The sequence below is a fragment of the Bacillus sp. BS3(2021) genome, assembly GCF_021043345.1.
Classification (GTDB): Bacteria; Bacillota; Bacilli; order Bacillales; family Bacillaceae; genus Bacillus; species Bacillus paralicheniformis.
Genome location: NZ_JAJNDM010000005.1, coordinates 298,236 through 324,916, shown reverse-complemented (window position 1 = coordinate 324,916; position 26,681 = coordinate 298,236). Strand labels below are relative to the sequence as shown.

Below are 26,681 nucleotides of genomic sequence, written 5' to 3'. Positions count from 1 at the left end.
ACGGAGGCTGAACAGCATGACAATGAGACAGCAGAATGTGATACACAAGGAAAAGCTCATGGCTCATTCAGCCTGTGGAAGAATTCGTGTCCTTCCTTAACCAATGCTTATCGCACCTATTAAAATCGGAATAGACGGACATCCGCAACTCCCCGCAGGCAGTAGAGACAATGTATGTCTTCTTTTGTCTGCGGTTTTTATTTGCCCGCGGCAGAAAAAATGATGCCCTTTGAAAGGACAGTGAAAAGACAGTTGCATTTGCCTAAACCAGCAAGACCGAAAAGGCTGCCGGTCATATAAAAATCCTGAAACATGCCCATTGCTTGAGCACTGCCAAGATCAAAGAACCGCCAGAAAGTCATCATCCGACATGTAGGGGAGGCCGGCAAAATCGTTTGTCTGTTTCAGGGGAAACGGAATGTGAGTGAACAAGTTCTCCTTACAGCCGCATCCCAGTATATGAAGAAGATTGCCGCATACCTAGCCAAGCAGGGCCGGGTATGCGGGATCTCTTTTACTGCAAACGGGCTGGAAACACCGTTGAAAACAAACGGAATTTTCTATATGATTGATAGTATTAATGAGAAACGGTTATACATAAAAAGAAGGTGCATCATGGAGTTTGTGCTTGTTTTACTGCCGGTTTTCGGGATATTTGCGATCGGGTTCATCGGACAAAAGCTGCTTCATTTTGATATTCAGAACCTATCTAAAATGTCCCTGTATTTAATGTCTCCGTTTTTAGCGTTTGATACGTTTTATGAGAACAAGCTGACGATGGATTATATCTATATGTCTGTCTATTGTCTCGGCCTCTGTTTCATTTTGATTCTCTTTGTCTACCTCATTTCATATGTTCACGGGTATTCCAATCAGGAGCGATGCGCTCTCGTTTTATCATCCGCTTTCATGAATAACGGAAACTACGGCACTCCTGTCGTCCTGCTTGTCTACGGCACGGCCGGGCTTGATATCGCCGTTGTGCTGATGGTGCTTCAGCAGCTTGTCATGAGCACGATCGGCATATATTATGCAGCGAAAGGAAGCCCTGAAGCGGGCGGATTTAAAATTGTGATGACAAGGGTTATCCGGATGCCGGTCGCATACGGTGCCCTGCTCGGCATATGCTTTCAGCTGGGGCATATTTCGATTCCCGAACAGTTAATGACGGGAATTAAATTGGTGGGGGACGCCGCGATTCCGACGATTATGATTATTCTCGGCATGCAGCTTGCGGTGATTTCCTTTCAACATATCGAATACCGGAAAATTTCTTACTCGCTTTTGCTGAAACTATTCGTGTCTCCGCTCATTGCCTTGGGGTTTGCGCTGATTCTTCCCGTCGACGGGCTGGTTAAACAGATCATGGTGTTGGCGGCGGCCATGCCGACAGCGGCGAATACGACTTTGATGGCGGTGCAGTTTGAAACAAAGCCGGAAATCGTTTCAAGCGCGACGTTTATCAGTACAATGCTCAGCATCGTCACCCTTCCGGTCGTGCTGTGGCTGCTTTCATTATGGGGCTGACCTCGTTTTTCGGTCAAAACCAAAAAACGGCGGCTGATGACATGGCAAGCCGCCGTTCCCCAGAGGTTACCCGCCTATTTGCAATGCGATATTTCCAAACTGCTCCCCGTCTTTCATCCGTTTAAAGGCTGCAACCGCTTCTGATAAAGGAAACACTTGATCAAGCACCGGCTTAAGGGAATGGCGTTCGATAAAATCAATCATTTGCCGAAATTCTTCGAGGCTGCCCATCGAAGTGCCGATGATGCTGATCTGCGGGAAAAAGAGCGAGCGCAGCGGAAGCTGGATGCTGTCTCCCGAGCTGGCGCCGAAATTGATGATCCTTCCGTTCGGCTTGATGACATCGAAATAATTCGCAAAAGTTGCCGGACCGATGCTGTCGAGGATTAAATCAACCCGTTCCCCGCCCAAGCTTTCTTTCCACAGACCGCGGCTTTCAATTGCGAGATCCGCCCCATAGCGGAGCGCTTCTTTTCTTTTTTCTTCGCTTCGGGAGGTTACAGTCACCCGCGCGCCTGCTGCCTTTGCCATGAGCACTGCGTTTGTGGCGACGCCTCCGCCGACTCCCGGTATTAAGATGTGTTCGCCTTTTTTTAAATGTCCTTTCGTAAATAAAGCCCTGTAAGCGGTCAGAGCGGATAAAGGCAAGACGCCTGCTTCCTCCCAGGAAAGGTGCGCCGGTTTTTTCAACACGTGCTTCGCCGGGACGATGACATGGTCTGCGAAGGTTCCGTCAGATGGGCCGCCGAGAATGTCGGGTACTTGCGGAACAGAATCCGTATATTCCCAGCCGATGCTCGGATTGATGATCACCTCTGTATGAACGGCGAGGCCCTGAACGCCTTCGCCTGTCTCTTCGATCGTGCCAGCTCCGTCGGAGCCGGGTATAAATGGGGCATCACCCGCCTCCCTGGATTGAAAGAGGAACAAGTCACGGTGGTTCAGCCCGGCCGCTTTCAGTCTGATTTTGACTTCACCCGGACCGGGCGTTTTGTCGGAAACGTCTGTATATTTCAGTCCTGAAAGGCCCTTGATTCCTTCATGGATGATCGCTTTCATAAAAAATTCCCCCATTCGAGTTGGTTGTGTTAAATTATGGACATGACTGAAGGTAAATGTAAAATGATTTGCCCGGGCACCGTGAGAGGCTTCTGTTTATAAAGGATTGCAATGAGGCGGAAATTCCATTAGTGTAATACAGAAGCAAGATAGCAAGTGAAGGAGATGGAACATGAGTTTTCACGATCAACAAATTTTACCTGCGGTACGTAATATGAAGCAGTTTGATACATTCCTGGACAGCCCGTTTTCATACGGGGTCCTGCTTGACATCCACCTTGGACAGCTGGGAGGCGTCATCAGCGCGGCAAGATCTCATGGGAAAAAAATGTTTGTTCACGTCGATCTGATCCAAGGAATTAAGCATGATGAATACGGGGCGGAATTCATTTGCCAGGAAATGAAGCCTGCGGGCATTCTTTCAACAAGATCAAGCGTTATCGCCAAAGCAAAGCAGAAGAAAGTGTATGCGATCCAGCGCATGTTTTTAATAGACACAAGCGCCATGAAGAAGAGTATTGAATTGGTGAAAAAGCACAGACCCGACTATATAGAAGTGCTTCCTGGAGTAGTGCCGGAATTGATCAGGGAAGTCAAAGAAAAAACCGGCATTCCGATCTTTGCGGGCGGGTTTATCCGTACCGAAAAAGACGTCGAGCAGGCGCTTGCAGCAGGGGCGTCCGCAGTCACCACCTCAGACACTGATTTATGGAAAAAATACTGGAAGTAAAAATTTAAAATGTGAATAATTATTGACAACGCTTTCACTATACGATACGATCTTACTAAGTTAATACATTGTGACGGAGACCCGGAGACCACAGCAGTTCTTTACTCAGTATGATGTAAAGAAAGTTTGCTGTGTTTTTTTATGGTCTTTTAGACACAGTGAAGAAGGTGAACCCATGGTGTTCATCTTAGAATAACACTTCATAATAGATTTTAGGAGGGATAGCCTTGACAGCATTTTGGGGGGAAGTTATCGGAACGATGCTGCTCATCGTCTTTGGAGCTGGAGTTTGTGCAGGAGTTAATTTGAAAAAATCGCTGTCCCATCAATCCGGATGGATTGTGATCGTCTTCGGCTGGGGGCTTGGCGTGGCCATGGCGGTATATGCCGTCGGCGGCATCAGCGGAGCGCATTTAAATCCCGCCGTTACATTGGGGCTGGCATTTGTCGGAGATTTTCCTTGGAAAGAAGTGCCTTCCTATATTTTGGGACAGATGATCGGCGCATTTTTAGGAGCGGTGCTCGTTTTTCTTCACTACTTGCCGCACTGGAAAGAAACCGAAGATCAAGGCGCGAAGCTGGGAGTATTTTCGACAGGGCCGGCGATTCCAAATACATTTGCAAACCTGTTCAGTGAAACATTGGGGACTTTTGTTCTCGTTCTCGGACTTTTAGCGATCGGTGCAAACAAGTTTACTGACGGACTGAATCCGCTCGTTGTCGGATTTCTGATCGTGGCGATCGGACTCTCGCTCGGCGGAACAACAGGCTATGCGATTAACCCTGCCCGCGATTTGGGGCCGAGAATCGCCCACTTTGTCCTTCCGATTGCAGGAAAAGGAAGTTCAAATTGGAAGTACGCGTGGATTCCTGTTTTAGGACCGGCGCTCGGCGGTTCATTTGCAGGCGTTTTTTACAACGCCGCATTCAAAGGGCACATCACCAACACATTTTGGATTGTAAGCGTTATACTAGTTGTGATATTGTTAGGTTTCTATATTCATATGAAAAAACAATCGGTTGATCAATCGGTCAACATTTAAAAAAAAACGCAAATCTTAACAGACATATAAGGGGGAGTTTCCAAAAATGGAAAAATACATTTTGTCTCTTGATCAAGGCACCACAAGCACAAGGGCGATTGTTTTCAACAAAGCAGGCGAAATCGTCCATATTGCGCAAAAAGAATTTCAGCAATATTTTCCAAACCCCGGCTGGGTTGAACACAATGCAAATGAAATCTGGGGCTCCGTTCTGTCGGTGATCGCTTCTGCGCTTTCAGAATCGGGAATCGAAGCCGCGCAAATTGCCGGAATCGGGATCACCAACCAGCGGGAAACGACCGTTGTTTGGGATAAACATACCGGTAAACCGGTCTACAATGCGATTGTGTGGCAGTCCCGCCAATCGGCGGAAATATGTCAGGAATTGAGAGAACAAGGCTATGAAGAAACGATCAGAGAAAAAACAGGCCTTTTAATCGATCCTTATTTTTCAGGCACGAAGGTGAAATGGATTTTGGATCATGTGGAAGGGGCACGGGAGAAAGCGGAAAACGGCGACCTTCTCTTCGGTACGATCGATTCTTGGCTGATCTGGAAAATGTCCGGCGGAAAAGCGCATGTGACAGATTATTCAAACGCCTCAAGAACACTGATGTTCAACATCTATGACCTCAAATGGGATGATGAACTTCTCGATATTCTCGGCGTGCCGAAATCGATGCTTCCTGAAGTCAAGCCTTCATCGCATGTATACGCTGAAACGGTCGATTATCATTTCTTCGGCAAAAACATTCCGATTGCAGGTGCAGCCGGCGACCAGCAGGCAGCATTGTTCGGGCAGGCTTGCTTTGAAGAGGGAATGGTTAAGAACACGTATGGAACAGGCTGCTTTATGCTGATGAACACCGGCGAGAAAGCGATCAAATCAGAGCACGGCCTGCTGACGACAATCGCTTGGGGCATCGACGGAAAGGTGGAATATGCGCTGGAAGGCAGCGTCTTCGTCGCTGGTTCCGCTATTCAATGGCTCCGTGATGGGCTGAGAATGTTTAAGGACGCCAAAGAAAGTGAAAAATACGCTGTAAGAGCAGAATCTGCCGATGGTGTTTATGTGGTTCCTGCATTTGTAGGTTTAGGCACGCCTTATTGGGACAGCGATGTCCGCGGCGCTGTATTCGGACTGACCCGGGGTACGACGAAAGAGCATTTTGTTAGAGCAACGCTTGAAGCGCTTGCCTATCAAACGAAAGATGTTCTTGACGCAATGATGGAAGACTCCGGGATCTCGGTGAAAACGCTGAGAGTCGACGGCGGAGCTGTCAAAAACAACTTCCTGATGGATTTTCAGGGCGACATTTTGGATGTCCCTGTAGAACGTCCTGAAATCAATGAAACAACCGCGCTCGGTTCAGCCTATTTAGCGGGTCTTGCTGTCGGCTTCTGGAGTGATCGTTCCGAGATCAAAGACCAGTGGCAGCTTGACAAACGTTTTGAACCGAAAATGGAAGAAAAAGAGCGTGAGAGTCTGTACAGCGGGTGGAAGAAAGCTGTAAATGCAGCTAGGGCTTTTAAATAAGCCGCATGTATGTTACAATCTAATTAAGTTAATAGAAACGGTTGGAGAAGAGGAGAGACCGCAGGCACCAAAGCAGTATCAGCGCTTTGGATGTTTGTGGTCTCTTTTTCTATTTTTTTACCGTGACAACAAGGGAGGACATGAACATGGAATCATTATTTTCAAGCCGCAAACGGGACGATATTTTACAGAATATGACGAAGCAGAAGTATGACGTGTTTATTATCGGCGGAGGTATTACAGGCGCAGGGACGGCATTGGACGCCGCATCTCGCGGAATGAAAACGGCGCTTTGCGAAATGCAGGACTTTGCGGCCGGAACGTCAAGCCGCTCCACGAAACTCGTACACGGCGGACTTCGCTATTTAAAGCAATTTGAAGTGAAAATGGTAGCCGAGGTCGGCAAAGAGCGGGCGATCGTCTATGAAAACGGTCCGCACGTGACAACGCCTGAATGGATGCTGCTTCCGATGCATAAGGGAGGCACTTTCGGCAAATTCAGCACTTCAATCGGACTGCGAGTGTACGACTTTTTAGCAGGTGTCAAAAAAGCTGAGCGGAGGAGCATGCTGAATGCCGAGGAAACGCTTCAAAAAGAGCCGCTTGTGAAAAAGAACGGCCTGAAAGGCGGCGGCTATTATGTCGAATACCGGACGGATGACGCCAGGTTGACGATCGAAGTCATGAAAGAAGCGGTTAAATTCGGAGCCGAGGCCGTCAATTATGCGAAAGTAAGCGATTTTATTTATGAAAACGGCAAGGTCACCGGCGTGGTCATTGAAGACGTCTTCACGAAAAAAACGTACCGTGTCCACGCGAAAAAAATCGTGAATGCCGCGGGTCCGTGGGTTGACCGTCTACGGGAAAAAGACCATTCAAAAGAAGGTAAACACCTTCAGCATACAAAAGGCGTGCATCTTGTTTTTGATCAATCGGTCTTTCCTTTAAAACAAGCCGTTTATTTTGATACGCCCGACGGCCGCATGGTGTTCGCGATTCCGAGAGACGGAAAGGCATATGTCGGCACAACGGACACCGTCTACAACGAGGATCTGGAACATCCTCGAATGACGACTGCAGACAGGGATTATGTCATTAATGCAATCAACTATATGTTCCCTGAACTGGGAATCAAGGCCGAAGATGTCGAATCAAGCTGGGCGGGGCTCAGACCGCTGATTCATGAAGAAGGAAAAGACCCGTCCGAGATTTCCCGGAAAGATGAGATCTGGACTTCTGAATCCGGACTGATCACGATTGCCGGCGGAAAGCTGACCGGCTACAGAAAAATGGCTGAGCATATCGTCGATCTTGTCAGAGACCGATTAAAAGAAGAGGGCGGCAGAGACTTCGGTCCTTGCAGAACAAAAACGATGCCGATCTCAGGCGGCCATATCGGCGGCTCCAAAAATCTGGACGATTTTATTCAAGCGAAAGCAGCCGAAGGGATCAAAGCCGGACTGTCCGAAGAGACGGCAAAACAGATTGCCGCACGATACGGTTCAAACGCAGACCGCCTGTTTGATCGTGTCCCATCCCTGAAAGATGAAGCAGCAGAACGCCGCATTCCTGTCCATGTACTGGCAGAAATGGATTACGGGATCGAGGAAGAAATGGCTTCCGTCCCGGCAGACTTCTTCGTGCGCAGAACGGGTGCGCTGTTCTTTGATATCAATTGGGTCCGCACTTACAAAGACAGCCTTACCGACTACATGAGCGAGAAGCTGAACTGGGATGGCGAAACGAAGGCCCGGCATGTCCAAGCATTGGAAGGACTTCTTCACGACGCTGTTGTCCCGCTGGAAAGCAGATGATGTATCGGGTCAAATGCCCTTGATGAATTTTCTTTAAAAATCAACCGAATGGCCTAATGTGAGGCTGTCTTGATCAGGCAGCCTCATTTTTTTCGTTCGGCATGCTAAATTTGGACAAAGCGGCTGTTTGTCGATATGATAAAAGAAAAGCTGCAATTACTTAGCTAGAACATTGGAGGTAATCATGAGCTGGAGAACGAGCTATGAACGCTGGAAAAACAAAGAAAACTTAGATTCCGAATTAAAATCGCTTCTTTTGGAAGCTGAAGGAAATGAAAAAGAACTAGAGGATTGCTTTTATAAAAAACTTGAGTTTGGTACAGCCGGCATGCGCGGAGAGATCGGACCCGGTCCGAATCGCATGAACGTTTATACGGTTCGCAAAGCATCGGCGGGCCTTGCCGCATACATAGGAGCGAACGGCAAAGAAGCAAAAAAGCGCGGCGTTGTGATCGCGTACGATTCCCGCCACAAGTCGCCTGAATTTGCAATGGAAGCTGCTAAAACGCTCGCGGAAAACGGCGTTCAAACGTACGTGTTTGACGAACTGCGCCCGACACCTGAACTTTCCTTTGCGGTAAGAGAACTGAATGCGTTTGCAGGTATTGTCATCACGGCGAGCCATAACCCGCCTGAATACAACGGCTATAAAGTCTACGGAGAGGACGGCGCGCAGCTTCCGCCTGCTGATGCCGACAAACTCATCGGCTATGTCAATGCGATTGAAAACGAATTGGAAATCGAAGCAGGCGATGAAGCTGCCTTAACCGAAAAAGGGTTGATCAAAATAATCGGCGAGGAAATCGATCAAGCGTATCTCGATAAACTGACATCGATTTCTGTCAATCCTGATCTGGCAAAGGAAACTGAAGTCAAAGTCATTTTCACCCCGCTGCACGGCACGGCAAATAAATCCGTGAGACGCGGCTTGAAAGCTCTCGGGTATGAGCATGTCACAGTCGTTCCGGAACAGGAGCTGCCTGATCCTGACTTTTCGACCGTGTCTTCTCCTAATCCGGAAGAGCACGCCGCTTTTGAATATGCGATCAGGCTCGGAGAAGAAAAAGGAGCCGATATTCTGATCGGAACCGATCCCGACGCGGACCGCCTCGGCGTTGCTGTAAAGGATCAAGAAGGCCGTTACGCGGTGCTGACAGGAAATCAAACCGGCGCGCTGCTTTTGCATTATCTGCTATCGCAAAAACAGCAGAAAGGCACGCTGCCTGATAACGGAGTCGTTCTAAAAACGATTGTGACGAGCGAAATGGGGCGCGACATTGCCGCTTCTTTCGGACTTGACACGATCGACACGCTGACCGGCTTTAAATTCATCGGAGAAAAAATCAAACAATTTGAAGCATCGGGCGAATATGCTTTCCAATTCGGTTATGAGGAGAGCTACGGTTACTTGATCGGCGATTTCGCAAGAGACAAGGATGCCGTCCAGGCAGCACTGCTTGCGGTTGAGGTATGCGCCTTCTATAAAAAGCAGGGAAAATCGCTGTATGATGGGCTCCTCGAATTGTATCAAACGTTCGGCTTCTATAGAGAAGGCTTGAAGTCCCTGACCTTAAAAGGAAAAGAGGGAGCGGAGCAAATCGCAGCCATCCTCAGCACATTCAGAGAACAGCCGCCTCTTTCCATCGCCGGAAAAGACGTTGTATCCGCAGAAGACTATTTGACAGGGAAGCGGACGCTGCTGAAGGAAAACAAAACAGAAACGATCGATCTTCCGACATCCAATGTTTTGAAATATTTCCTTGAAGACGGCTCATGGTTCTGCCTCCGTCCATCTGGCACAGAGCCTAAAGTGAAATTTTATTTCGCAGTCAAAGGCCCAACCAATGAAGACAGTGAAGCGCTTCTCCATCAATTGACAGATGAAGTGATGAAAAAAATCGATGATATTGTAAAAGCGACTTCAAATTGATAATCGCTGAAAACCCGCCTTGCTACACGGCGGGTTTTCAATTTTTATTGATAAGCGGCCATAAATAATGTAATATATATTTAACAATAAGTTAGGTATAAATTGCATGTGAAAGGGGAAAATGGCTGACATGAAATGGATAAAAACCGGGGATGAATACGTAGAAAAGAAAATGACGCAATTTTTTAGCGAAGCCGGTACGATTGTCGCTGCTATCTTATTTTTGGATATGATCATCCGGGGCCTCATTTTAGGGCGACCGGCATCCGAATACATCGTCAGTGCCATCGGTTTTGCAGTCTATGCAGGCTGGATATTGTTCCGCTATCTTTTGTCGGGGTTTGAATATCCGGAGATTGCAGGTCAAGCGGCGTACAGGAAAAAAAGAAAAGAGATCACGGCTCTCAGCCTCGCTTCCGGCATCATATTTGCCATTTTAGTGCTTATTTTTACCGGCATACCAAAACACCCCGGCAGTTGGTTTGACTTTATTATGATGGTGATGTTGTTTGTATTTTTTCATTTTCTGATCAACTTTATCTCGTTGCGCAAATCCTTTCGGAAAAATCAAGATCTATTAGATGATTAAATGAAAATGGCGGGTGAGCATATGGTTAACCGGGTCAAACTCGCCCGGGTCGAAAAGTCTTTGACACAAGCCCAGCTTGCCGAGCGGGTCAATGTGACAAGACAGACGATCGGGCTGATCGAAAAAAATAAATACAATCCGACATTGCACCTTTGCATCGCGATCGCAAAGGCGCTGGGCAAAACGCTTGATGATTTGTTTTGGGAGGAAGAAGCTTAACGATTCGCTTTGTCCCTTCTCGGTCAAAAGTCTTAGAAAAGTTCATCTCATGAGGTGGCCTTTTTTTTATCAAATATCGATATAATAAAAGAAACTCCGGGTTAAGGGGATGAATTTTTTGCGGGAAGACACGCAGTTTGAAAAATTGAAAACGCTCAAAGAAATAGCGGAAGCTTTAAACGAAGGGAACCATCTAAAAGAAACGCTACATGCTGTTTTAAAAAAGCTGCTCAGCTTAACGGGACTCAAAACGGCGTGGCTTTTTCTGATCGATGAAAAGGGGAGCTTTGAACTGGCCGCTTCGGTCCGCCTGCCTCAGGCGCTTTCTTACCGGCACAACCGTTTATTATGCGAAGGAAGCTGCTACTGTCTTGAACAATATAGGGACGGAAAGCTGGACAGGGCGAAAAATATCATTCATTGCCGGCGAATTACGACGGCCATGAGACAGAAGACCGGAGATCCGGAAGGCATCACACATCATGCAACCGTCCCTCTCAGCGATCAGAAGAAACGGTTCGGTTTGCTGAACGTTGCGGCTCCGGACAAAATTCATTTCAGCCGCGGGGAACTGGCGCTCCTCGAAGCTGTTGCTTTGCAAATCGGGATGGCGATCAAACGGATGCGGCTTGCTGAACAACAGCAAAAACACATGCTGCTGACCGAAAGAAACAGATTGGCTCAGGACTTGCATGATTCCGTCAATCAAATGCTTTTTTCGCTCAGCTTGACCGCTAAAGCGGCGGGGGAAATGACAGACCAGCCTGAGATCAGGGAAATGCTCGAGTTTATGCAACATCTTTCTCATGAAGCACTGCTTGAGATGCGGGCGTTAATTTGGCAGCTGAGGCCCCAGGGCCTTGAAGAAGGGTTGGCGGCGGCTCTTGAAAAATATGCGGAAGTGCTCGGCCTTCAGGTGATCTTCACGCTCAGCGGTGTGCTCCGGCTGCCGCCTCCTGCTGAGGAATTGATGTGGCGGCTGAGCCAGGAAGCTCTCAACAATTGCAAAAAGCATGCCAGTGCTAGCCGCATACAAGTGAAAATCGATGTATTCCAATCGTCTGCCGTCTTGGAGATCGAAGATGACGGCAAAGGGTTTCAGTATGATCCTGACGCGGGGCTTCCGACGCTTGGGCTGAAAGGAATGAAGGAGCGGACGGAAAAAGCGGGCGGCACGTTTTTGATCGACTCCGCAATCGGTAAGGGGACGAAAATCCGGGCGGTTTTGCCTTTGAATGAGAAGGGGGAGGCAGGATGGAAAAGGTGAAAATCATCATTGCCGATGATCATCATATTGTCAGAAAAGGCCTCTTATTTTTTTTCAAAACAAAAAGCGATTTTGACGTTGTCGGAGAGGCATCAACAGGAATTGAGGCGCTCGATGTCTTGCGAAGACGGGAGGCAGACATCGTATTAATGGATTTATCAATGCCTGAAATGGACGGAATTGAGGCGACAAAGCGAATAAAAAAGGAATATCCGTCTGTCAAAATCATAGCGCTGACAAGCTATGCGGATGAAAGCTATGTGATTCCCGCAATCCAGGCTGGAGCCTCTGCCTATCAGCTCAAAGACGCCGAACCTGATGAACTTGTCGAGACGATACGTGCTGTTTATGGAGGGAGATATTCCTTGGATCCAAGCATCATGTCCCACGTCTTTCACCATATGTCACAGGCTGATGAGAAAGAAAAAATACATCAATTGACAAAAAGAGAAAAAGATGTTTTATTGGAAATTACAAAAGGGAAAAGCAACAAGGAAATCGCCGCTTCTTTATTTATCAGCGAAAAAACAGTGAAAACTCATGTATCCAATCTGCTGTCAAAGCTTGGCTTATCCGATCGCACGCAAGCCGCGCTCTTTGCAGTTAAACACGGACTACAACAAAATGACGGGAGATGATCAAATGAAAATAACCGTAGTCAGCGGAACCGCGAGAAAACAGGGCAGAACGCGGATCGCCGCTTCCTATATCGCCCGCACGTATCAGGCCGAGCTTATCGATCTAAGCGAGTTCATCCTACCGATTTTCAACGGAGATGAAGAGCAGAGCTCGCTGGAGAATGTTCAAAAACTGAAAGCTTCGGTCAAAGAAGCAGACGCTGTCGTTTTATTATCTCCCGAATACCACAGCGGTATGAGCGGCGCTTTGAAAAATGCGCTCGATTTTTTAAGCAATGAACAGTTCTCGGGCAAACCGGTGGCGCTTTTTGCTTGTGCAGGAGGCGGCAAAGGCGGGATGAACGCGCTCGCCAATATGCGTATTGTCGCGCGCGGAGTTTATGCGAACGTCATCACAAAGCAGCTTGTGCTCGATCCGATTCATATTGATGAGGAACACCATACGGTTACTGAAGCAGCCAAAGCCAATATCAAAAATGTAATGGAAGAGCTTCTGCTCTTTGCCGAATTTCAAAAAGCCTGACGCTGATTAGAGCGCCAGGCTTATTTTATTTTACGTAAAAACGAGCACGCCGTTTTCGTGTTCTTGTCCCGAAAATGAGGCGTGATCAATGTATTGCAGCAGATCATAAAGCCTTTTTTCGACAATGGCGTCATCTCTTTCAAAATTGTAGGCGTGCAAAAAATGCTCGATCCGCTTTGATAATAAATCGTCTTCTGTCCGCACCATCAGGATCAGCAGGTTGTCCCACTGCGAGCGGTGCGTATAATACAAAGCTTTGTCATAGTCAGCGTAATTCAATTTCGCCACTCTCCCTTCTTTCTGAGGAGTCATGATTATTTTATGTGGCGGGGTGTTTTTTTCTCCGGGCAAAACTTGGTCTCCCTTGTTTGACGGCCTAGAAATATGAGGATGGTATACGCTATACCGCGAAAAAATGTCTGCATGACATTCTCCGTTTCCGGTCAAGCTAACGTATGTACAATACATGCGGAGCGAATGGAAATGAAAAAACGATATTGCACGTACTTTTTTTGCATATTAACGCTTTTGTCATTCCCGGCGAAAAGCCACTTTCAAGCAGGTGTTTCCGATGCGCCAGAACGGTGGGAGAGAATCGCCTGGAGCGCCCTTGAAGAAAAATACGAAGGCGCAAAGCTTGAGGATTATGAATATTTAGGGCGCACTCAAGTCAATGATGAAGAGACAAAAGATGTCTTCAGGGTAACCGTCAATCAGGAAGGCAAATCATTTTCCGCGCACGCCGAGGTGTATTTTCACCCGGTGACCAATGCGATCATCAACGTGAATATTTTTACTCTATAACAAAAAAAAACGAAGGAAGCAGCTTCCTTCGTTAACTCAATAATTTACGTATATGGTCCTGATTAACGATAATATCCTGCAGAGTGTATTGATCCAATACGTCCAAATAGGCGGAAAGGGCTTTGTTTAAAACATGCTTTAATCCGCAGATCGGAGAAAGTATACAATGGTTTTTTTCTCCGTTAAAACACTCGACAAGGTTAAAATCATCTTCTGTATTTCTTATGACTTCACCGATATTAATCAGTTCAGGCGCTTTTCCGAGACGAATCCCGCCGTTGCGGCCCCGAATCGTTTCAACGTAGCCAAGCTTGCCAAGCTCGTAAATCACCTTCATAAGGTGGTTTTTTGAAATGGAATAAGATTCGGCGATGTCTTTTATATTGACAAGCTCGTTTGAGTTTTTGGTTGCTAGAAAAATCAGTACTCTCAATGAGTAATCCGTATAATTTGTTAATTTCATCGCATTACCTCAATCAAACAAGTTTCCATTATCTTATCACATTTGCCTTCGGTTATGAGGGTGAAGCGGAAATTGTTACAAAAATATAAAACATTCATTGAAAATATTGCTTTAATTCCATTAAAAGTCTAGTATAAAGATGTATTCAAAATACATCTTTAATCAAAAGTAACAGTCCCATTTAAAAAAAGATCTTATTGCACCTTTAAAGATGTATTTGAAATACATCTTTAAAGTGACTGGAGAGGAGAAAGCGTTATGCTATCTGAAAAAACCATGCAAATTGTCAAATCGACCGCCCCTGTTTTAAAAGAAAAGGGAACAGAGATCACCACTTGTTTTTACAAGCGGATGTTTAATGCGCACCCTGAATTGAAAAATATCTTCAACATGTCCCGCCAGCAAACCGGCGGACAGCCGAAAGCTTTGGCTTTTACTGTTTTGCAGGCGGCTGAGAACATCGACCGGCTCGGAGACCTGCTGCCGGTTGTCAAACAAATCGGACATAAACACAAAAGTTTGCATGTGAAACCAGAGCACTATCCTATTGTCGGTCAGCACCTTTTGGAAGCCATTGAAATCGTGCTCGGCGAAGCTGCGACAGAGGATATTCTCCAGGCATGGGCAGAAGCCTATGAAGAGATCGCCCGCGTATTTATTGAAGTCGAAAAACAAATGTATGAAGAAGACAAAAAGCAGGATGGAAACTGGGAAGGATTTAAACCGTTTGTCATCATGGATAAGCGGGTCGAATCCGCTACGATTACTTCCTTTTACTTGAAGCCTGCCGATGGAACGGATTTGCCCGCTTTCAGTCCCGGACAGTACGTATCTGTCCGCATTAAAATTCCCGGCGAACCATATTTCTTAACAAGGCAGTACAGCTTGTCAGATGCCTGGAATAAAGACTACTACCGCATTTCAGTCAAACTGGAAGCGGAGGAAGGGCAACCGGTCGGAAGGGTATCAAGCTATCTGCATGAGAACATGGAGATCGGGGGCAGCTTGGAAGTGAGCGCTCCGGCCGGAGATTTTACCCTTTCCGAAGGAACGGATCGTCCGGTTTACTTCATCAGCGCCGGATCAGGCATCACGCCTGTCATGAGCATGGTGCAAACATTGGCTCAAAAAGAAAGCAGCCGCGAGATCACATTCGTGCACGCTGCGAAATCTGAACAGCACCACGCTTTCAAGGAAGAAACGGAGAAGCTGCTCGGCGCCAATCCGGCGAACCGTCTCCTGTTTGTCTACAGCAGGGATGCTGAAGCGACGGAAGATCATATTGTAAAAGGCCGGGTGAATGAAGAGCTTTTGAAATCGATCGTGAAAGATCCAAATGGCGAATTTTATGTATGCGGTCCGCTTTCATTTATGAAAAGCGTGATTGAAGGATTGCAAAATCTTGGCGTTCAGATGGAAAACATCCGCTATGAGAGCTTTGCTTCATCCCTTGACATGCAAATAGCGAACTAACCAAAGAGGCAGCTGTCAAACCGACAGCTGCCTTTCATCTTTTCAAATCCCGGCTCATACAATAAAGATAAGTCCAACCGGGGGGGATTTGAGTATTGAGCATACGGGAGCAAAAAGAGCTGCAGCGGGCGATAGCAGAAATTACGGAGATCGCGGAAGGATTCGGCCTGGATTTTTATCCGATGAGATATGAAATTTGTCCGGCTGAAATCATTTATACATTCGGCGCATACGGGATGCCGACAAGATACAGCCATTGGAGTTTCGGCAAGCAATTTCACAAAATGAAGCTTCACTATGACTTTGGCTTGAGCAAAATATATGAGCTTGTCATTAATTCAAATCCGTGTTACGCGTTTTTACTGGACAGCAATTCATTGATTCAAAATAAGCTGATTGTCGCACACGTTCTAGCTCATTGTGATTTCTTTAAAAATAACTGCCGTTTTCAAAATACGAAGCGCGATATGGTTGAAAGCATGTCGGCGACAGCAGAGCGGATTAAACATTATGAGACGGTCCACGGCTCAAAAGAAGTCGAAGCATTTCTCGATGCGGTGCTGGCGATTGAAGAACACATTGACCCTTCGCTCGTGAGGCCGAAGCTGTCGTGGAGCATAGATGACGAAGAGGAAGAAGAAACAGACGCGTCGCCCACTCCTTATGACGACCTCTGGGAACTGGATCACAAAGGATCGAAAGAGAAGAAGAAAAGGACGAAAAAAAAGTTTCCGCCGAAGCCGGAAAAAGACATTCTGCTGTTCATTGAAGAACATTCGCGGGAGCTGGAGCCTTGGCAGCGCGACATCTTAACGATGATGAGAGAGGAAATGCTGTATTTCTGGCCGCAGCTTGAAACGAAAATCATGAATGAAGGATGGGCGTCCTATTGGCATCAGCGAATCATCCGCGAGCTTGATCTGACATCAAGTGAAGCGATCGAATTCGCCAAGCTCAACGCGGGAGTGGTTCAGCCGTCCAAAACGGGCATCAATCCTTATTATCTCGGATTGAAAATATTTGAGGACATAGAGGAGCGCTACAACAACCCGACAGAAGATATGAAGAAGATGGGTGTAAAGCCGGACTCGGGGAGAGAAAAAATATTTGAAGTCAGGGAGATCGAATCAGACATTTCATTTATCAGAAACTATTTAACGAAAGATCTCGTGATGAGGGAAGATCTCTACTTGTTTCAAAAACAGGGAAGGGATTATAAAATCATCGACAAGGATTGGGAGGCTGTGCGCGATCAGCTTGTCAGCATGAGAGTCAACGGAGGATTTCCTTATTTGACAGTTGAGGATGGAGATTACTTAAAGAACAATGAATTATACATTAAGCATTGGTATGAAGGGATCGAACTCGATTTAAAGTATCTTGAAAAAGTTCTGCCTTACCTTCACCAGCTATGGGGAAGAAGCGTGCATGTCGAAACCGTGCTCGAAGATAAGCCCGTCATGTTTTCCTATGATGGAAAGGCTGTCCATCGCAGATATTTATAAAAAGTTTCAGGCTGCATTCGGGCAGCCTTTTTTTATTTTAAAGCGCAGCGACGTCCGTCACTATGCAGTTTTACGAGTTAATAACAAAAATGTAAAATAAAGTATTTAACACTATTTCTAGTATTGTAATTTTGGCTGCAGGAAAGTGCGAAAATGTAGTATTTAAGTTACCTTTGAAATGTAAATGAAATATTATCGACCCTTAAAAACTTTTTTTAAAAACGAATAATTAAGGAATTTGACTTAGTAAGTCAAGACTATACCTGATGGAAACCCCTCCTTATAATAGAAGCAGAGGAAGGCTGAAGCAGCCGTTCTCAAAAATCATGAAACTGCTAATTTTTGCCTTTAAAAATATAAAGAATTCTGCTAGTGGGAGGACAACATGAAAAAACAAGTAATAACAGCAGCATCAGCGGTTGTTTTAGGATCGACTTTATTTGCGGGAGCGGCTTCCGCGCAAACCATAACGGTGAAAAAAGGGGATACGTTATGGGGATTTTCGAAGAAGTACGGTACAAGTATCAGCAAGATTAAACAGGAAAACAAGCTGAAATCCGATATCATTTACATAGGGCAGAGGTTGTCGATCAATGGAAGCAGCTCATCGTCTGCAAAAGCGTCGCAAGCTTCATCAGCTACGCATAAAGTGGTCAAAGGAGACAGCCTTTGGAAAATTTCTCGGACATACGGCATGACCGTCAATGAACTGAAGTCTCTGAATGGTTTAAAAACAGATTTAATCCGGATCGGACAAGTATTAAAAGTTAAAGGGACGAAAAGCGTAAAAGCTGCATCAACGACAAAGCCTTCTTCTTCAAGCGGGACAAGCAAAACAAGTAAGGCACCTGCGCAAACCTCTTCAGCGCTGAATACGTCAAAGCTTGTTTCAGATGCAAAAGCCCTTATCGGAACGCCTTATAAATGGGGCGGAACATCTACATCAGGATTTGACTGCAGCGGATTTGTCTGGTACATCCTCAATAAACAGACAAATGTGGCGAGAACGAACACAGCTGGTTACTGGAATTCGATGAAGAGCGTATCAAGCCCTGCAGTAGGTGATTTCGTATTCTTCACGACATATCAGCCGGGACCTTCGCATATGGGGGTTTACATCGGAAACAATCAATTCGTTCATGCCGGTTCTGACGGCGTAACGATCAGCGATATGACAAACAGCTATTGGAAGCCCCGCTATCTTGGAGCAAAACGCTTCTAATGTTGCAGGGACAAGCCCGTTCATCATGATGAACGGGTTTTTTTTCGTTTAGAAACGGAACTCGGCTAAAAACGCTAAAAAGTGTTCGACCTTCTCATTATCTTTCAGACTAATTGCATATCCCCCTGCAACAGGAAGCTTCATGAAATCGCACGGCACCTCTATTAATCTTCCTTCCATCAGCTCGCGGCGCACAGTCGACAGCGGCAAAAATGATATACCGAGTCCTTCTGAAATAAATCGTTTCGTAATATGCGTTTGGCTTACGAGCATTGTTCTGACAAACGGAAATTTGATCCTCAGCTGCCTGACGAGGTCGTCCCAGTATTCGGGGTGATTATGGGTCAACAGCAAATATTCTTCAAGCAAATCTTCGACATCGAGCGGCGGCGCTTGTTCTGAATCGCGGCCGTCATGAGGGGCAACCAAAATCACGGGATCGCTGTACATGGAATAGCAGTTCAGGTTTGACGATTGCACGTTTAAGCAGCTTAATCCGATATCTGCATGGCCGGCTGAAATCAGGGGAGCGATTTCAGCTGATTCGGCGATCTTTACTTTGATCTCCGAATTCGGATGCAGCGCTGTGTATTTTTTTAATACAAATGGGAGAATCGTATCGGCGATAAGCGGTGAAACCGCTAGATTCAATGTCTGCGAATAGCCCTGTCTGATTCTGTGAAGCTCTGCCATGCTCGATTCATAGTCTTCCAGCAGGCGAAGGGCGAAAGGAAGGTAAGCGCGGCCTTCTTTCGTTAAATGAATGCTTCTTCCTTTGCGGGTGAACAGCTGGCACCCGAGTTCTTCCTCAAGCAGTTTAATTTGAACGGTGACGGTCGGCTGAGAAATAAATAAGGTTTCCGCCGTCTTTCTGAAATTTTCGTATTTTGCGGCAGTAACAAAGGTATGAAGCCATTTAAAATCCATTGCAGTCCTCCTGATTAATTTTGTTAATCAAAGACATCAATATAATTCAATATTTTTTAAATATTATATCAACTATAATGATATTTACAAAGGAAAAAGGAGGAATTGATATGGTTTATCATGGATTAAAAGGGATTACTTGTGTTGAAACAGCCATCAGCCGCATTGACGGTGAAGAGGGAAAGCTGATCTACAGAGGGTACAATGCTGATGAACTGGCGCTTACATCCACATTTGAAGAAGTCGCTTATCTGATACTCAACGGGTCATTTCCGACGGAAGCGGAACTCGGCCAATTCAATGAGATGCTCGCTTCATTCCGTGTGCTGCCAGAAGCATGCGAGCGATTGATCCGAAGCCTTCCTGCCGAATTAGACGATATGGCGGTTCTTCGCACGGCCGTTTCTTCATTCGGGGATAAATCGTTTGCGTTCAAGCCGACAATGGAGCAGGCTCTCAGACTGATAGCAGCCGCCCCGTCGATTATCGCCTTCAGAAAAAGGCTGACTGATGGCAAAGAGCCTGTTCAGCCGCTGGATGAGCTTGGCTTTGTGGAACATTATTTTTACATGCTGAAAGGAAAGCGCCCGACAGAAGCTCAGAAAAAAGCGCTCGAAACGTACATGATTCTTGCGATGGAACACGGCATGAACGCTTCAACCTTTTCGGCAAGGGTTACGGTGTCTACGGAATCCGATCTTGTTTCTGCCGTCACATCTGCACTTGGCACAATGAAAGGACCTTTGCACGGCGGAGCGCCGTCAGCGGTTACCGATATGCTGGAAGGCATCGGGGAAAAACAGCACGCAGAAAGCTATATAAGAGAGAAGCTTGAAAAAGGCGAGAGACTGATGGGATTTGGACACCGCGTCTATAAAACGCATGATCCGAGAGCGAAGGCTTTAAGGGTGAAAGCTGAGGAAATTGCCGGGGGCGACCGGGATATCGACCTTGCTCTTCATGTTGAAAATACGGCGATCCGCCTTTTGGAAGAATACAAACCGGGGCGCAAGCTTTATACGAATGTCGAATTTTACGCAGCGGCTGTCATGAAGGCGATCGATTTTGATGCCGCATTGTTTACCCCTACTTTTTCGGCAGCGAGAATGGTCGGCTGGTGCGCCCATGTGCTGGAGCAGGCTGATAACAACATGATTTTCAGGCCGTCGGCTAAATATATCGGGGAATTGGTTTCTCAGTAATGCGGACACACGCCTTCTCAGCGAAGGGCGTGTTTTTTAATAGATTTTTGTATGTTTAAGTAGGGAATTATGCCGGTGTTCTTGAATGTATTCATCAAGAAAATCCTTTAAGGGGGAGACGATGAAAAAAGGATTCCTGATGTTGATCATGCTGTTTTTTCTGAGTGCATGCTCGGAAGGCCGGGATTTTGATGCTGAAAATGAAGCGGCGGCGACAAAAGAAGGCGGAAGCGGCGCCGAGGTCATCGCAGAGCGCTTGGATGTACCTTGGACGATCGCTCACACTGGCGGGATTTTTTTCATTACCGAAAGAAACGGGGGAATCGTATCCATTGCCGAAGGCAAAAAGGAGCGCATGCAGCTTCAGCTGAAAAAGCCCGTTCATCAAGAAGGGGAAGGCGGGCTGCTCGGATTTGTGCTCCATCCTGATTTTAAAAACAATCAGGAGGCATACGTTTACCATACATACAAAGACGGGAGCCATCTGAAAAACCGGATCGTAAAATTGACGCTTGACCGTCTTACTTGGACGGAAACGGAGGAGCTGCTTGCCGATTTGCCAGGAGGCGTGATTCATAACGGCGGCCGGATGGCGATCGGGCCCGATCAAAAGCTGTACATCACGACAGGTGATGCGGGGGAAAGGGAATGGGCCCAGCAGCCTGAAAAGCTGGCGGGGGTGATTTTAAGGATGGAGCTTGATGGTGCGGTCCCTGCTGATCAGCCTTTTCGCTCGTCTTATGTATACAGCTTTGGACACCGGAATCCGCAAGGCCTCGCATGGATCGGCCGGCAGCTTTACAGCTCCGAACACGGGCAGTCTGAACATGATGAAGTGAACAAAATTGAACCCGGAGCCAATTATGGCTGGCCGGTGATTGAGGGAAGCGATGAGAAGCGGGGAATGAAAGCGCCGCTCATCCATTCGGGAGAAAAAACGTGGGCCCCATCCGGTTTAGCGCAGAAAGGGGATGTCCTCTATATGGCCGGGCTGCGGGGAGAGGGGGTTTTCCGGGTCGATCCTGCGGAAGCCAAAGCGGTCAAGTGGCTTGGCGGATACGGCAGAATCAGAGATGTAAAAGTAATCGGAGATGATCTGTATTTCATTACGAACAATGGCGACGGAAGAGGCGAAAAAAAACAGACAGATGACCGGCTCATCCGCGTGCCTCTGTCTGACCAGTAAACATGTCTCGCTGAGTTCTTGCGTTTAAGGATGCCGGAATCGTGGTAACTGTGCACTAAACAATGGTGAAGAGGTGAGACGAATGAATCCGGCAAACAGACAGACGGATGGACAGAAAGCGCAAAAACAAGAAAAACAACCCGGGGCTGAGCACAAGATGGTGCCCCTTCCGCTCTCGGAAGATCGTGACTACAAAGGAAGCTGCAAATTAAAAGGAAAAACCGCCATTATTACCGGAGGAGACAGCGGAATCGGCAGAGCGGCCGCCATTGCATACGCCAAAGAAGGTGCGGACATTGCCGTCATGTACTTGGACGAACACAAGGATGCCGAGGAAACGAAAGAACGAATCGAACAGGAAGGCGCAAAATGCCTCTTGATTCCCGGAGATGTCGGGGATGAAGCACATTGCAAAACATCTGTCGAAAAAGCGGTGAATCACTTTGGCGGACTCGACATTCTTGTCAACAACGCTGCCGAACAGCATCCGCAAAAAGGGATCGAAGATATTTCGAGCGAACAGCTTGAACAAACGTTCAGAACGAATATTTTCTCCATGTTTCACATGACAAAAGCCGCGCTCCCGCATTTAGGGGAAGGAAGCGCGATTATCAATACCGCATCAATCACAGCTTATGAGGGCAGTCCGGCGCTGATTGACTATTCGAGCACAAAGGGTGCGATTGTCGCGTTTACCCGTTCGATGGCTGCATCCCTTGTCAAAAAAGGAATACGCGTCAACGCGGTAGCGCCGGGGCCCATTTGGACGCCGCTCATTCCGGCTACTTTTTCGCCGGAAAAAACGGAAAAACACGGTACAAATACGCCGATGGGAAGGCCCGGACAGCCTTCTGAACACGCTGCGGTATATGTTCTGCTCGCTTCAGACGATTCTTCTTATATGACAGGACAGACGATCCACATCAACGGCGGAAGATATGTGACGACATAATTTCAACCGGCTGCCTTACAATTGCAGCCGGTTTTTTTCTGTTTGTTTTTTTCGGAAAAATAAGAATTTGAAAGATCACTTTCAAAAAAGCTGCCCCGTAAGAGATAATAGAAACAGAAAGAGAAAGGATGTGTATGAATGAGCGATCGCAGAATGACAGCAAAATGGGCATCCAAACTTGGATTTGTTCTCGCTGCAGGGGGATCCGCCATCGGCCTGGGGGCGATTTGGAAGTTTCCCTATGTGGCTGGAACGAGCGGAGGAGGCGCATTTTTCCTTGTATTTGTCCTATTTACGATCCTGCTGGGATACCCCTTGCTTTTGGGGGAATTTATATTAGGCCGAAAAAGCCAATCGGATGCTATCGGCACCTATCAAAAAATAGCGCCGGGGACGCCTTGGGTGATCACAGGCTGGATCGGAATCGCCGCCTGCTTCCTTGTTCTGTCGTTTTACAGTGTGATCGGCGGCTGGATTTTGCTTTATATCATCAAAGCAGTAACCGGTTCATTGTCGGGTCTCACGCAGGCCGGATACGGGGAGCTCTTCGGTTCGATCATCCAAGATCCGCTGCAGACACTGGCAGCGCAGCTTGCGTTTATCATCATGACGATCCTCGTCGTGGCGAAGGGTGTGCAAAAAGGAATCGAGCGCGTCAGTTCGATTATGATGCCGCTATTATTTATTTTATTTATTGCGCTCGTTTTAAGGGCTCTGACGCTTGAGCATGCGATCGACGGCGTGCGTTTTCTGCTTGTGCCCGATTTTGGCAGCCTGACGCCGCAGGCGATTCTTTTTGCGCTCGGACAAGCTTTCTTTACGTTGACGCTTGGCGTATCTGTGATGGTAACGTACAGCTCCTATTTGTCAAAGTCACAAAACCTTCCGAAGTCGGCGGTCTCGATCGTGATCATGAACCTTGCCGTCACGCTGCTTGCCGGTTTGGCGATTTTTCCGGCCGTCTTTTCATTCGGGCTTCAGCCCGATCAGGGTCCGACTTTATTATTTACGGTTCTGCCGGCAGTTTTTGACCGGCTTCCATTCGGGATGCTGTTTTTTATCGGATTTTTGACGGCCTTTTTATTTGCTGCCCTGACTTCGGCTTTTTCGATGATTGAGATCATTGTTGCCGCTATTACAAAAGGCGATCAAACAAAAAGGGGAAAATGGACGTGGGCGATCGGCCTTTTGATTTTTGCCGTCGGCATTCCTTCCTGCTTGTCTTACGGAGTGCTCGATGAGCCGTTCATTTTTAAGAAGACGTTTTTTGATGCGGCGGATTATGTCGTCAGCAATATTTTGCTGCCGCTTGGCGCGCTTTTTATTTCGATTTTTATTCCGCTGAAATTGTCCAAACACGATCTATATGAAGAAATGAAGAGCGGATCAAAAGCGGGGAAAGGCTTTTTTATCGTGTGGTTTTATCTTCTCCGTTTCCTTGTGCCGCTTGCAATTGTACTTGTCTTTTTAAATTTAATCGGAGTGTTTTCATTTTAAAAGATCAGGAGATGGGTGAATATGGTGTTAGACTTTCAACAGATGTTTCCGAGCGAGGATGGCAATCACGAGGCGCGGTATCAGCTGCTGGCATTGCTTGAAGAGGTATTGGCCGGAATGGACAGGCTGAAGGATCCCGCCCGGATGACGCTTGGCCGCGAGTCTGAAGTTTCCTCTGACTACTATCAAAGCGTCATTGAGGAGGCCGCCTTGCCGGAAAAAGGCTTCGGGGCGGAAAAAAGCGTTGAAGAGCTATTGAAATTGCTTGACGGCCACCGTTTTTTAAACAGGCATTATGTGGCCAACGCGACACCTTTGCCGAACACCGCCAGCATCGCCGGGAATCTTTTAATGGTTCTTTTAAACGGAAACAATTTATGGGATGTCGACGGCACGGCTGCAGCCAAGGCGGAAGTGCAGATCACGGCGATGCTTTCGGACATTGTCGGCTATGACAGGCACAAGAGCGGCGGTTTTACCACATGGGGCGGGCAGGGAGCCGTTTTTCAGTCGCTCAGGCTGGCGATCGCAAGCGCGTACCCTGAAGCGAATCAGCAAGGAACGCCGCATCACCTGTACGCGTTCTGTTCAGAGCTTTCGCATTTCAGCCTTTACAAATCGATGGAAGCTTCCGGAATCGGGACGGACCATTTGATCAAGGTCAAGACGAATCGCGATCATTCGATGGATCTGGCCGATTTGCGGGAAAAAATGCAAGCCGTGATTGAAAAAGGCGGACATCCGATCTATGTGTTGGCAACGCTTGGCACAACCGACTCATTTGGCATCGATGATTTGGCCGGTATCAAAAAAGTGACTGAGGAAATAGAGGCCGCCTACGGTTTGCCTCCTGTCTATATTCATGCCGATACGGCGATGGGTGGGATGTACGGTTTTTTTAACGGATACGATTTCATCGGAAACCCGCTTCATCTTGAAGATGAGGTGCTTGAGACGCTTGCCCGCTACAAAAAACATTTTCAGCATTTGCACCTGGCGGACAGCTTGGTCTTTGATTTTCATAAACTTGGACAAACGCCGTATATCACAAGCCTTTTCTTGGTGAAAAACCGTGAGGCACTGAAAGTCGTTGATTTGGATCCGGATGAGACGCCTTATGTCGGTAACAGAGGGTTTGGCAGCTATCATACGAGCTATACGCTAGAGTGTTCGCGAATGGGAAGCAGCATACCGATTTATGCTTCTCTGCTCGCATTCGGAATCGAAGGCTACCAGGAGATCTTGGCCAATTACATCAGAGTTAACCTGGCATTTCGAAAAAAACTCCTGCAGGCTTTTCCGAATGCAGCCGTCACCAATGATGTATCACCTGTAACGACATTCCGCTTCTATCCGGGAAATGTCCGCTATCACGAAGAAATCAGCGGCGCCATCACGGAGGAAGAAGTGCGGAATATTAACAAATTCAATGAAAAAATCGCCGAAACATTGGGAAGGTACCGCAGTCACACCTATTTTGGCAGCACGAAAAAGCAAACATACGTTTATCCTGCTGACAGCCGTTTGCCCGTGCCGCTTTATGTCCAGAAATTCTACAGTGTCTCGCCTTACACGACGGTTGATACAATTGACCATTATATCGCCTTTTTAAAAGCGCATGTTGAACCGTCCGATGTAGCAGCCGGATAAAATTTAAACGGGAGGGTTAAACCTCCCGTTCTTTCTTTAGTCTTTATATGCGGTTCTTTTTTGGACAGGTATCCATATTTCGCTTTTAAACGTTGGGGAGCTGATATCCTGATCCTGATTCCAAAGGATTTCCGGCCCTTTCGTTTGCTCGTAATGTGAAGCCGGGAACCATTCAGCATAAATGCGTCCCCAGACATTTTGAAGGGTGTCCGGAAACGGACCGGCCGATTCAAAGACAGCCCATGTCGAGGCGGGAACTTCAAGCTGTTCATAGCGGTCCGGGCATTCCTTCGTTGTCGCTGCACCGATATAATGGTCAAGTTCTCCCTGCTCTTCCATCCGGCCTTCGGAAAAGTTCGCTGATGCTTGAATCAGTCCAAGCGGCTCGACATTTGACAGCTCTTTTAATTCAGCGATGTTTTCACTGCTTAAAGCTTTCCACATCGAGGCGATTTCCGGATTGATTCCGTGAAAGACGACAGGGACCCTTTTTTTGATTCCGACGATCCGAAATGCCTTCTTTTCTACAATACGGTAGTTCATTTCGTTTCCTCCTCTAATTGTTAACTGGAAGGTCATCGGAGGATATGCTTTCAGTGTGCTGATATCGTGCCTTGCCTCTGTCGGCGTGATGCCGTGCAGCTTTTGAAATGCGCGCGTAAAAGCATCCGGCGAGTGATAGCCGTATTTCACAGCGATATCAATTACTTTTTGATTTGTGTTTTTCAATTCAAACGCTGCAAGGGTAAGCCGCCTGCGGCGAATGTATTCGGACAGCGAAATCCCTGCAAGAAAAGAAAACATCCTTTTAAAATGATATTCAGAGCAGTAAGAAAGCTTCGCAAGCGTTTGAAAGTCGATTCTGTCCGTCAGGTGTTCTTCAATATACGCCATGGCTTGATTCATGTTCTTCAGCACATCCAT

At 47.0% G+C, this 26,681-nt stretch carries 25 protein-coding genes; 20 read left to right on the top strand and 5 right to left on the bottom strand.

The window, feature by feature from the left end:
- Positions 1–615: 615 nt before the first annotated feature.
- Complete coding sequence (locus LQ247_RS13675; protein ID WP_020450706.1) at positions 616–1,527, top strand: AEC family transporter; 912 nt, start codon at positions 616–618, stop codon at positions 1,525–1,527.
- Between the two features lie 66 nt (positions 1,528–1,593).
- Here LQ247_RS13675 and LQ247_RS13670 read toward each other — a convergent pair whose 3' ends face one another.
- Positions 1,594–2,586, bottom strand: a complete 993-nt coding sequence (locus tag LQ247_RS13670; RefSeq protein ID WP_023856502.1) for a quinone oxidoreductase family protein — start codon at positions 2,584–2,586, stop codon at positions 1,594–1,596.
- 172 nt (positions 2,587–2,758) lie between these two features.
- On the opposite strand from LQ247_RS13670, the gene LQ247_RS13665 reads away from it, so the two are divergent.
- From LQ247_RS13665 to LQ247_RS13620, 10 genes are all read left to right on the top strand, one after another.
- Positions 2,759–3,316, top strand: coding sequence for a glycerol-3-phosphate responsive antiterminator (locus LQ247_RS13665; protein ID WP_101560637.1), 558 nt, complete (start codon positions 2,759–2,761; stop codon positions 3,314–3,316).
- Between the two features lie 227 nt (positions 3,317–3,543).
- Complete coding sequence (locus tag LQ247_RS13660) at positions 3,544–4,359, top strand: MIP/aquaporin family protein (RefSeq protein WP_020450709.1); 816 nt, start codon at positions 3,544–3,546, stop codon at positions 4,357–4,359.
- Between the two features lie 46 nt (positions 4,360–4,405).
- Positions 4,406–5,896, top strand: a complete 1,491-nt coding sequence (gene glpK / locus LQ247_RS13655) for a glycerol kinase GlpK (protein ID WP_025811824.1) — start codon at positions 4,406–4,408, stop codon at positions 5,894–5,896.
- A gap of 146 nt (positions 5,897–6,042) precedes the next feature.
- Complete coding sequence (gene glpD / locus LQ247_RS13650) at positions 6,043–7,710, top strand: glycerol-3-phosphate dehydrogenase (RefSeq protein WP_026579995.1); 1,668 nt, start codon at positions 6,043–6,045, stop codon at positions 7,708–7,710.
- 184 nt (positions 7,711–7,894) lie between these two features.
- Positions 7,895–9,640: a phospho-sugar mutase gene (locus tag LQ247_RS13645; RefSeq protein WP_101560638.1), complete on the top strand. Its 1,746-nt coding sequence runs from the start codon at positions 7,895–7,897 to the stop codon at positions 9,638–9,640.
- A gap of 130 nt (positions 9,641–9,770) precedes the next feature.
- Complete coding sequence (locus LQ247_RS13640) at positions 9,771–10,229, top strand: DUF6773 family protein (protein ID WP_025811820.1); 459 nt, start codon at positions 9,771–9,773, stop codon at positions 10,227–10,229.
- Between the two features lie 21 nt (positions 10,230–10,250).
- Positions 10,251–10,448: a helix-turn-helix transcriptional regulator gene (locus LQ247_RS13635; protein WP_059230683.1), complete on the top strand. Its 198-nt coding sequence runs from the start codon at positions 10,251–10,253 to the stop codon at positions 10,446–10,448.
- Positions 10,449–10,566: 118 nt separating this feature from the next.
- Positions 10,567–11,715 (top strand): GAF domain-containing sensor histidine kinase, encoded by a 1,149-nt coding sequence (locus tag LQ247_RS13630; RefSeq protein WP_101560639.1) that lies wholly within the window; start codon positions 10,567–10,569, stop codon positions 11,713–11,715.
- A complete protein-coding gene (locus tag LQ247_RS13625; RefSeq protein WP_033155147.1) occupies positions 11,703–12,353 on the top strand; it encodes a response regulator in 651 nt (216 codons plus the stop codon). The genes LQ247_RS13630 and LQ247_RS13625 overlap by 13 nt, the downstream gene beginning before the upstream one ends.
- A gap of 4 nt (positions 12,354–12,357) precedes the next feature.
- Positions 12,358–12,876, top strand: coding sequence for an NADPH-dependent FMN reductase (locus LQ247_RS13620; protein ID WP_101560641.1), 519 nt, complete (start codon positions 12,358–12,360; stop codon positions 12,874–12,876).
- Positions 12,877–12,906: 30 nt separating this feature from the next.
- Here LQ247_RS13620 and LQ247_RS13615 read toward each other — a convergent pair whose 3' ends face one another.
- Entirely contained in the window at positions 12,907–13,155 is a 249-nt protein-coding gene (locus LQ247_RS13615) for a YhdB family protein (protein ID WP_023856510.1), read from the bottom strand.
- Positions 13,156–13,353: 198 nt separating this feature from the next.
- Between LQ247_RS13615 and LQ247_RS13610 the strand changes: the two genes are divergently transcribed.
- The gene (locus tag LQ247_RS13610) at positions 13,354–13,680 is read left to right on the top strand and encodes a YqzG/YhdC family protein (protein ID WP_306453675.1); all 327 of its coding nucleotides are present in this window, start codon (positions 13,354–13,356) and stop codon (positions 13,678–13,680) included.
- Positions 13,681–13,711: 31 nt separating this feature from the next.
- Here the strand turns inward: LQ247_RS13610 and nsrR are convergent, their stop codons facing one another.
- Positions 13,712–14,143 carry a nitric oxide-sensing transcriptional repressor NsrR gene (nsrR, locus tag LQ247_RS13605; RefSeq protein ID WP_023856512.1) on the bottom strand — a complete coding sequence of 144 codons (432 nt, stop codon included), beginning with the start codon at positions 14,141–14,143 and terminating at the stop codon, positions 13,712–13,714.
- A 258-nt stretch (positions 14,144–14,401) separates the two neighbouring features.
- Here nsrR and hmpA point away from each other — a divergent pair, with 258 nt between their 5' ends.
- The 3 genes from hmpA to LQ247_RS13590 all read left to right on the top strand — a co-directional run bounded on the left by hmpA (position 14,402) and on the right by LQ247_RS13590 (position 18,343).
- Positions 14,402–15,616 (top strand): NO-inducible flavohemoprotein, encoded by a 1,215-nt coding sequence (hmpA, locus tag LQ247_RS13600; protein WP_224145873.1) that lies wholly within the window; start codon positions 14,402–14,404, stop codon positions 15,614–15,616.
- A 95-nt stretch (positions 15,617–15,711) separates the two neighbouring features.
- Complete coding sequence (locus LQ247_RS13595) at positions 15,712–17,121, top strand: SpoVR family protein (protein WP_101560642.1); 1,410 nt, start codon at positions 15,712–15,714, stop codon at positions 17,119–17,121.
- 385 nt (positions 17,122–17,506) lie between these two features.
- Positions 17,507–18,343, top strand: a complete 837-nt coding sequence (locus LQ247_RS13590) for a C40 family peptidase (RefSeq protein ID WP_101560643.1) — start codon at positions 17,507–17,509, stop codon at positions 18,341–18,343.
- A 48-nt stretch (positions 18,344–18,391) separates the two neighbouring features.
- Here the strand turns inward: LQ247_RS13590 and LQ247_RS13585 are convergent, their stop codons facing one another.
- Entirely contained in the window at positions 18,392–19,270 is an 879-nt protein-coding gene (locus tag LQ247_RS13585; RefSeq protein WP_025811806.1) for a LysR family transcriptional regulator, read from the bottom strand.
- Between the two features lie 110 nt (positions 19,271–19,380).
- On the opposite strand from LQ247_RS13585, the gene LQ247_RS13580 reads away from it, so the two are divergent.
- The 5 genes from LQ247_RS13580 (at position 19,381) to LQ247_RS13560 (ending at position 25,757) form a co-directional block, all read left to right on the top strand.
- Positions 19,381–20,472 (top strand): citrate synthase/methylcitrate synthase, encoded by a 1,092-nt coding sequence (locus LQ247_RS13580; RefSeq protein ID WP_095289882.1) that lies wholly within the window; start codon positions 19,381–19,383, stop codon positions 20,470–20,472.
- A 121-nt stretch (positions 20,473–20,593) separates the two neighbouring features.
- Positions 20,594–21,658, top strand: coding sequence for a PQQ-dependent sugar dehydrogenase (locus LQ247_RS13575; protein WP_231006157.1), 1,065 nt, complete (start codon positions 20,594–20,596; stop codon positions 21,656–21,658).
- Between the two features lie 82 nt (positions 21,659–21,740).
- Positions 21,741–22,610 carry an SDR family oxidoreductase gene (locus tag LQ247_RS13570; RefSeq protein WP_231006156.1) on the top strand — a complete coding sequence of 290 codons (870 nt, stop codon included), beginning with the start codon at positions 21,741–21,743 and terminating at the stop codon, positions 22,608–22,610.
- A 138-nt stretch (positions 22,611–22,748) separates the two neighbouring features.
- Entirely contained in the window at positions 22,749–24,107 is a 1,359-nt protein-coding gene (locus tag LQ247_RS13565) for a sodium-dependent transporter (protein WP_039072556.1), read from the top strand.
- Between the two features lie 21 nt (positions 24,108–24,128).
- Entirely contained in the window at positions 24,129–25,757 is a 1,629-nt protein-coding gene (locus LQ247_RS13560) for a pyridoxal phosphate-dependent decarboxylase family protein (protein ID WP_082021580.1), read from the top strand.
- 36 nt (positions 25,758–25,793) lie between these two features.
- Here LQ247_RS13560 and LQ247_RS13555 read toward each other — a convergent pair whose 3' ends face one another.
- Complete coding sequence (locus LQ247_RS13555; RefSeq protein WP_231006155.1) at positions 25,794–26,681, bottom strand: AraC family transcriptional regulator; 888 nt, start codon at positions 26,679–26,681, stop codon at positions 25,794–25,796.

Coding starts and splice junctions, on each gene's coding strand:
- LQ247_RS13675 (WP_020450706.1), top strand. CDS start 616: ATGGAGTTTGTGCTTGTTTTACTGCCGGTTTTCGGGATATTTGCGATC.
- LQ247_RS13670 (WP_023856502.1), bottom strand. CDS start 2,586: ATGAAAGCGATCATCCATGAAGGAATCAAGGGCCTTTCAGGACTGAAA.
- LQ247_RS13665 (WP_101560637.1), top strand. CDS start 2,759: ATGAGTTTTCACGATCAACAAATTTTACCTGCGGTACGTAATATGAAG.
- glpK (WP_025811824.1), top strand. CDS start 4,406: ATGGAAAAATACATTTTGTCTCTTGATCAAGGCACCACAAGCACAAGG.
- glpD (WP_026579995.1), top strand. CDS start 6,043: ATGGAATCATTATTTTCAAGCCGCAAACGGGACGATATTTTACAGAAT.
- LQ247_RS13645 (WP_101560638.1), top strand. CDS start 7,895: ATGAGCTGGAGAACGAGCTATGAACGCTGGAAAAACAAAGAAAACTTA.
- LQ247_RS13640 (WP_025811820.1), top strand. CDS start 9,771: ATGAAATGGATAAAAACCGGGGATGAATACGTAGAAAAGAAAATGACG.
- LQ247_RS13635 (WP_059230683.1), top strand. CDS start 10,251: ATGGTTAACCGGGTCAAACTCGCCCGGGTCGAAAAGTCTTTGACACAA.
- LQ247_RS13625 (WP_033155147.1), top strand. CDS start 11,703: ATGGAAAAGGTGAAAATCATCATTGCCGATGATCATCATATTGTCAGA.
- LQ247_RS13620 (WP_101560641.1), top strand. CDS start 12,358: ATGAAAATAACCGTAGTCAGCGGAACCGCGAGAAAACAGGGCAGAACG.
- LQ247_RS13610 (WP_306453675.1), top strand. CDS start 13,354: ATGGAAATGAAAAAACGATATTGCACGTACTTTTTTTGCATATTAACG.
- nsrR (WP_023856512.1), bottom strand. CDS start 14,143: ATGAAATTAACAAATTATACGGATTACTCATTGAGAGTACTGATTTTT.
- hmpA (WP_224145873.1), top strand. CDS start 14,402: ATGCTATCTGAAAAAACCATGCAAATTGTCAAATCGACCGCCCCTGTT.
- LQ247_RS13590 (WP_101560643.1), top strand. CDS start 17,507: ATGAAAAAACAAGTAATAACAGCAGCATCAGCGGTTGTTTTAGGATCG.
- LQ247_RS13585 (WP_025811806.1), bottom strand. CDS start 19,270: ATGGATTTTAAATGGCTTCATACCTTTGTTACTGCCGCAAAATACGAA.
- LQ247_RS13580 (WP_095289882.1), top strand. CDS start 19,381: ATGGTTTATCATGGATTAAAAGGGATTACTTGTGTTGAAACAGCCATC.
- LQ247_RS13575 (WP_231006157.1), top strand. CDS start 20,594: ATGAAAAAAGGATTCCTGATGTTGATCATGCTGTTTTTTCTGAGTGCA.
- LQ247_RS13570 (WP_231006156.1), top strand. CDS start 21,741: ATGAATCCGGCAAACAGACAGACGGATGGACAGAAAGCGCAAAAACAA.
- LQ247_RS13565 (WP_039072556.1), top strand. CDS start 22,749: ATGAGCGATCGCAGAATGACAGCAAAATGGGCATCCAAACTTGGATTT.
- LQ247_RS13560 (WP_082021580.1), top strand. CDS start 24,129: ATGGTGTTAGACTTTCAACAGATGTTTCCGAGCGAGGATGGCAATCAC.
- LQ247_RS13555 (WP_231006155.1), bottom strand. CDS start 26,681: ATGGATGTGCTGAAGAACATGAATCAAGCCATGGCGTATATTGAAGAA.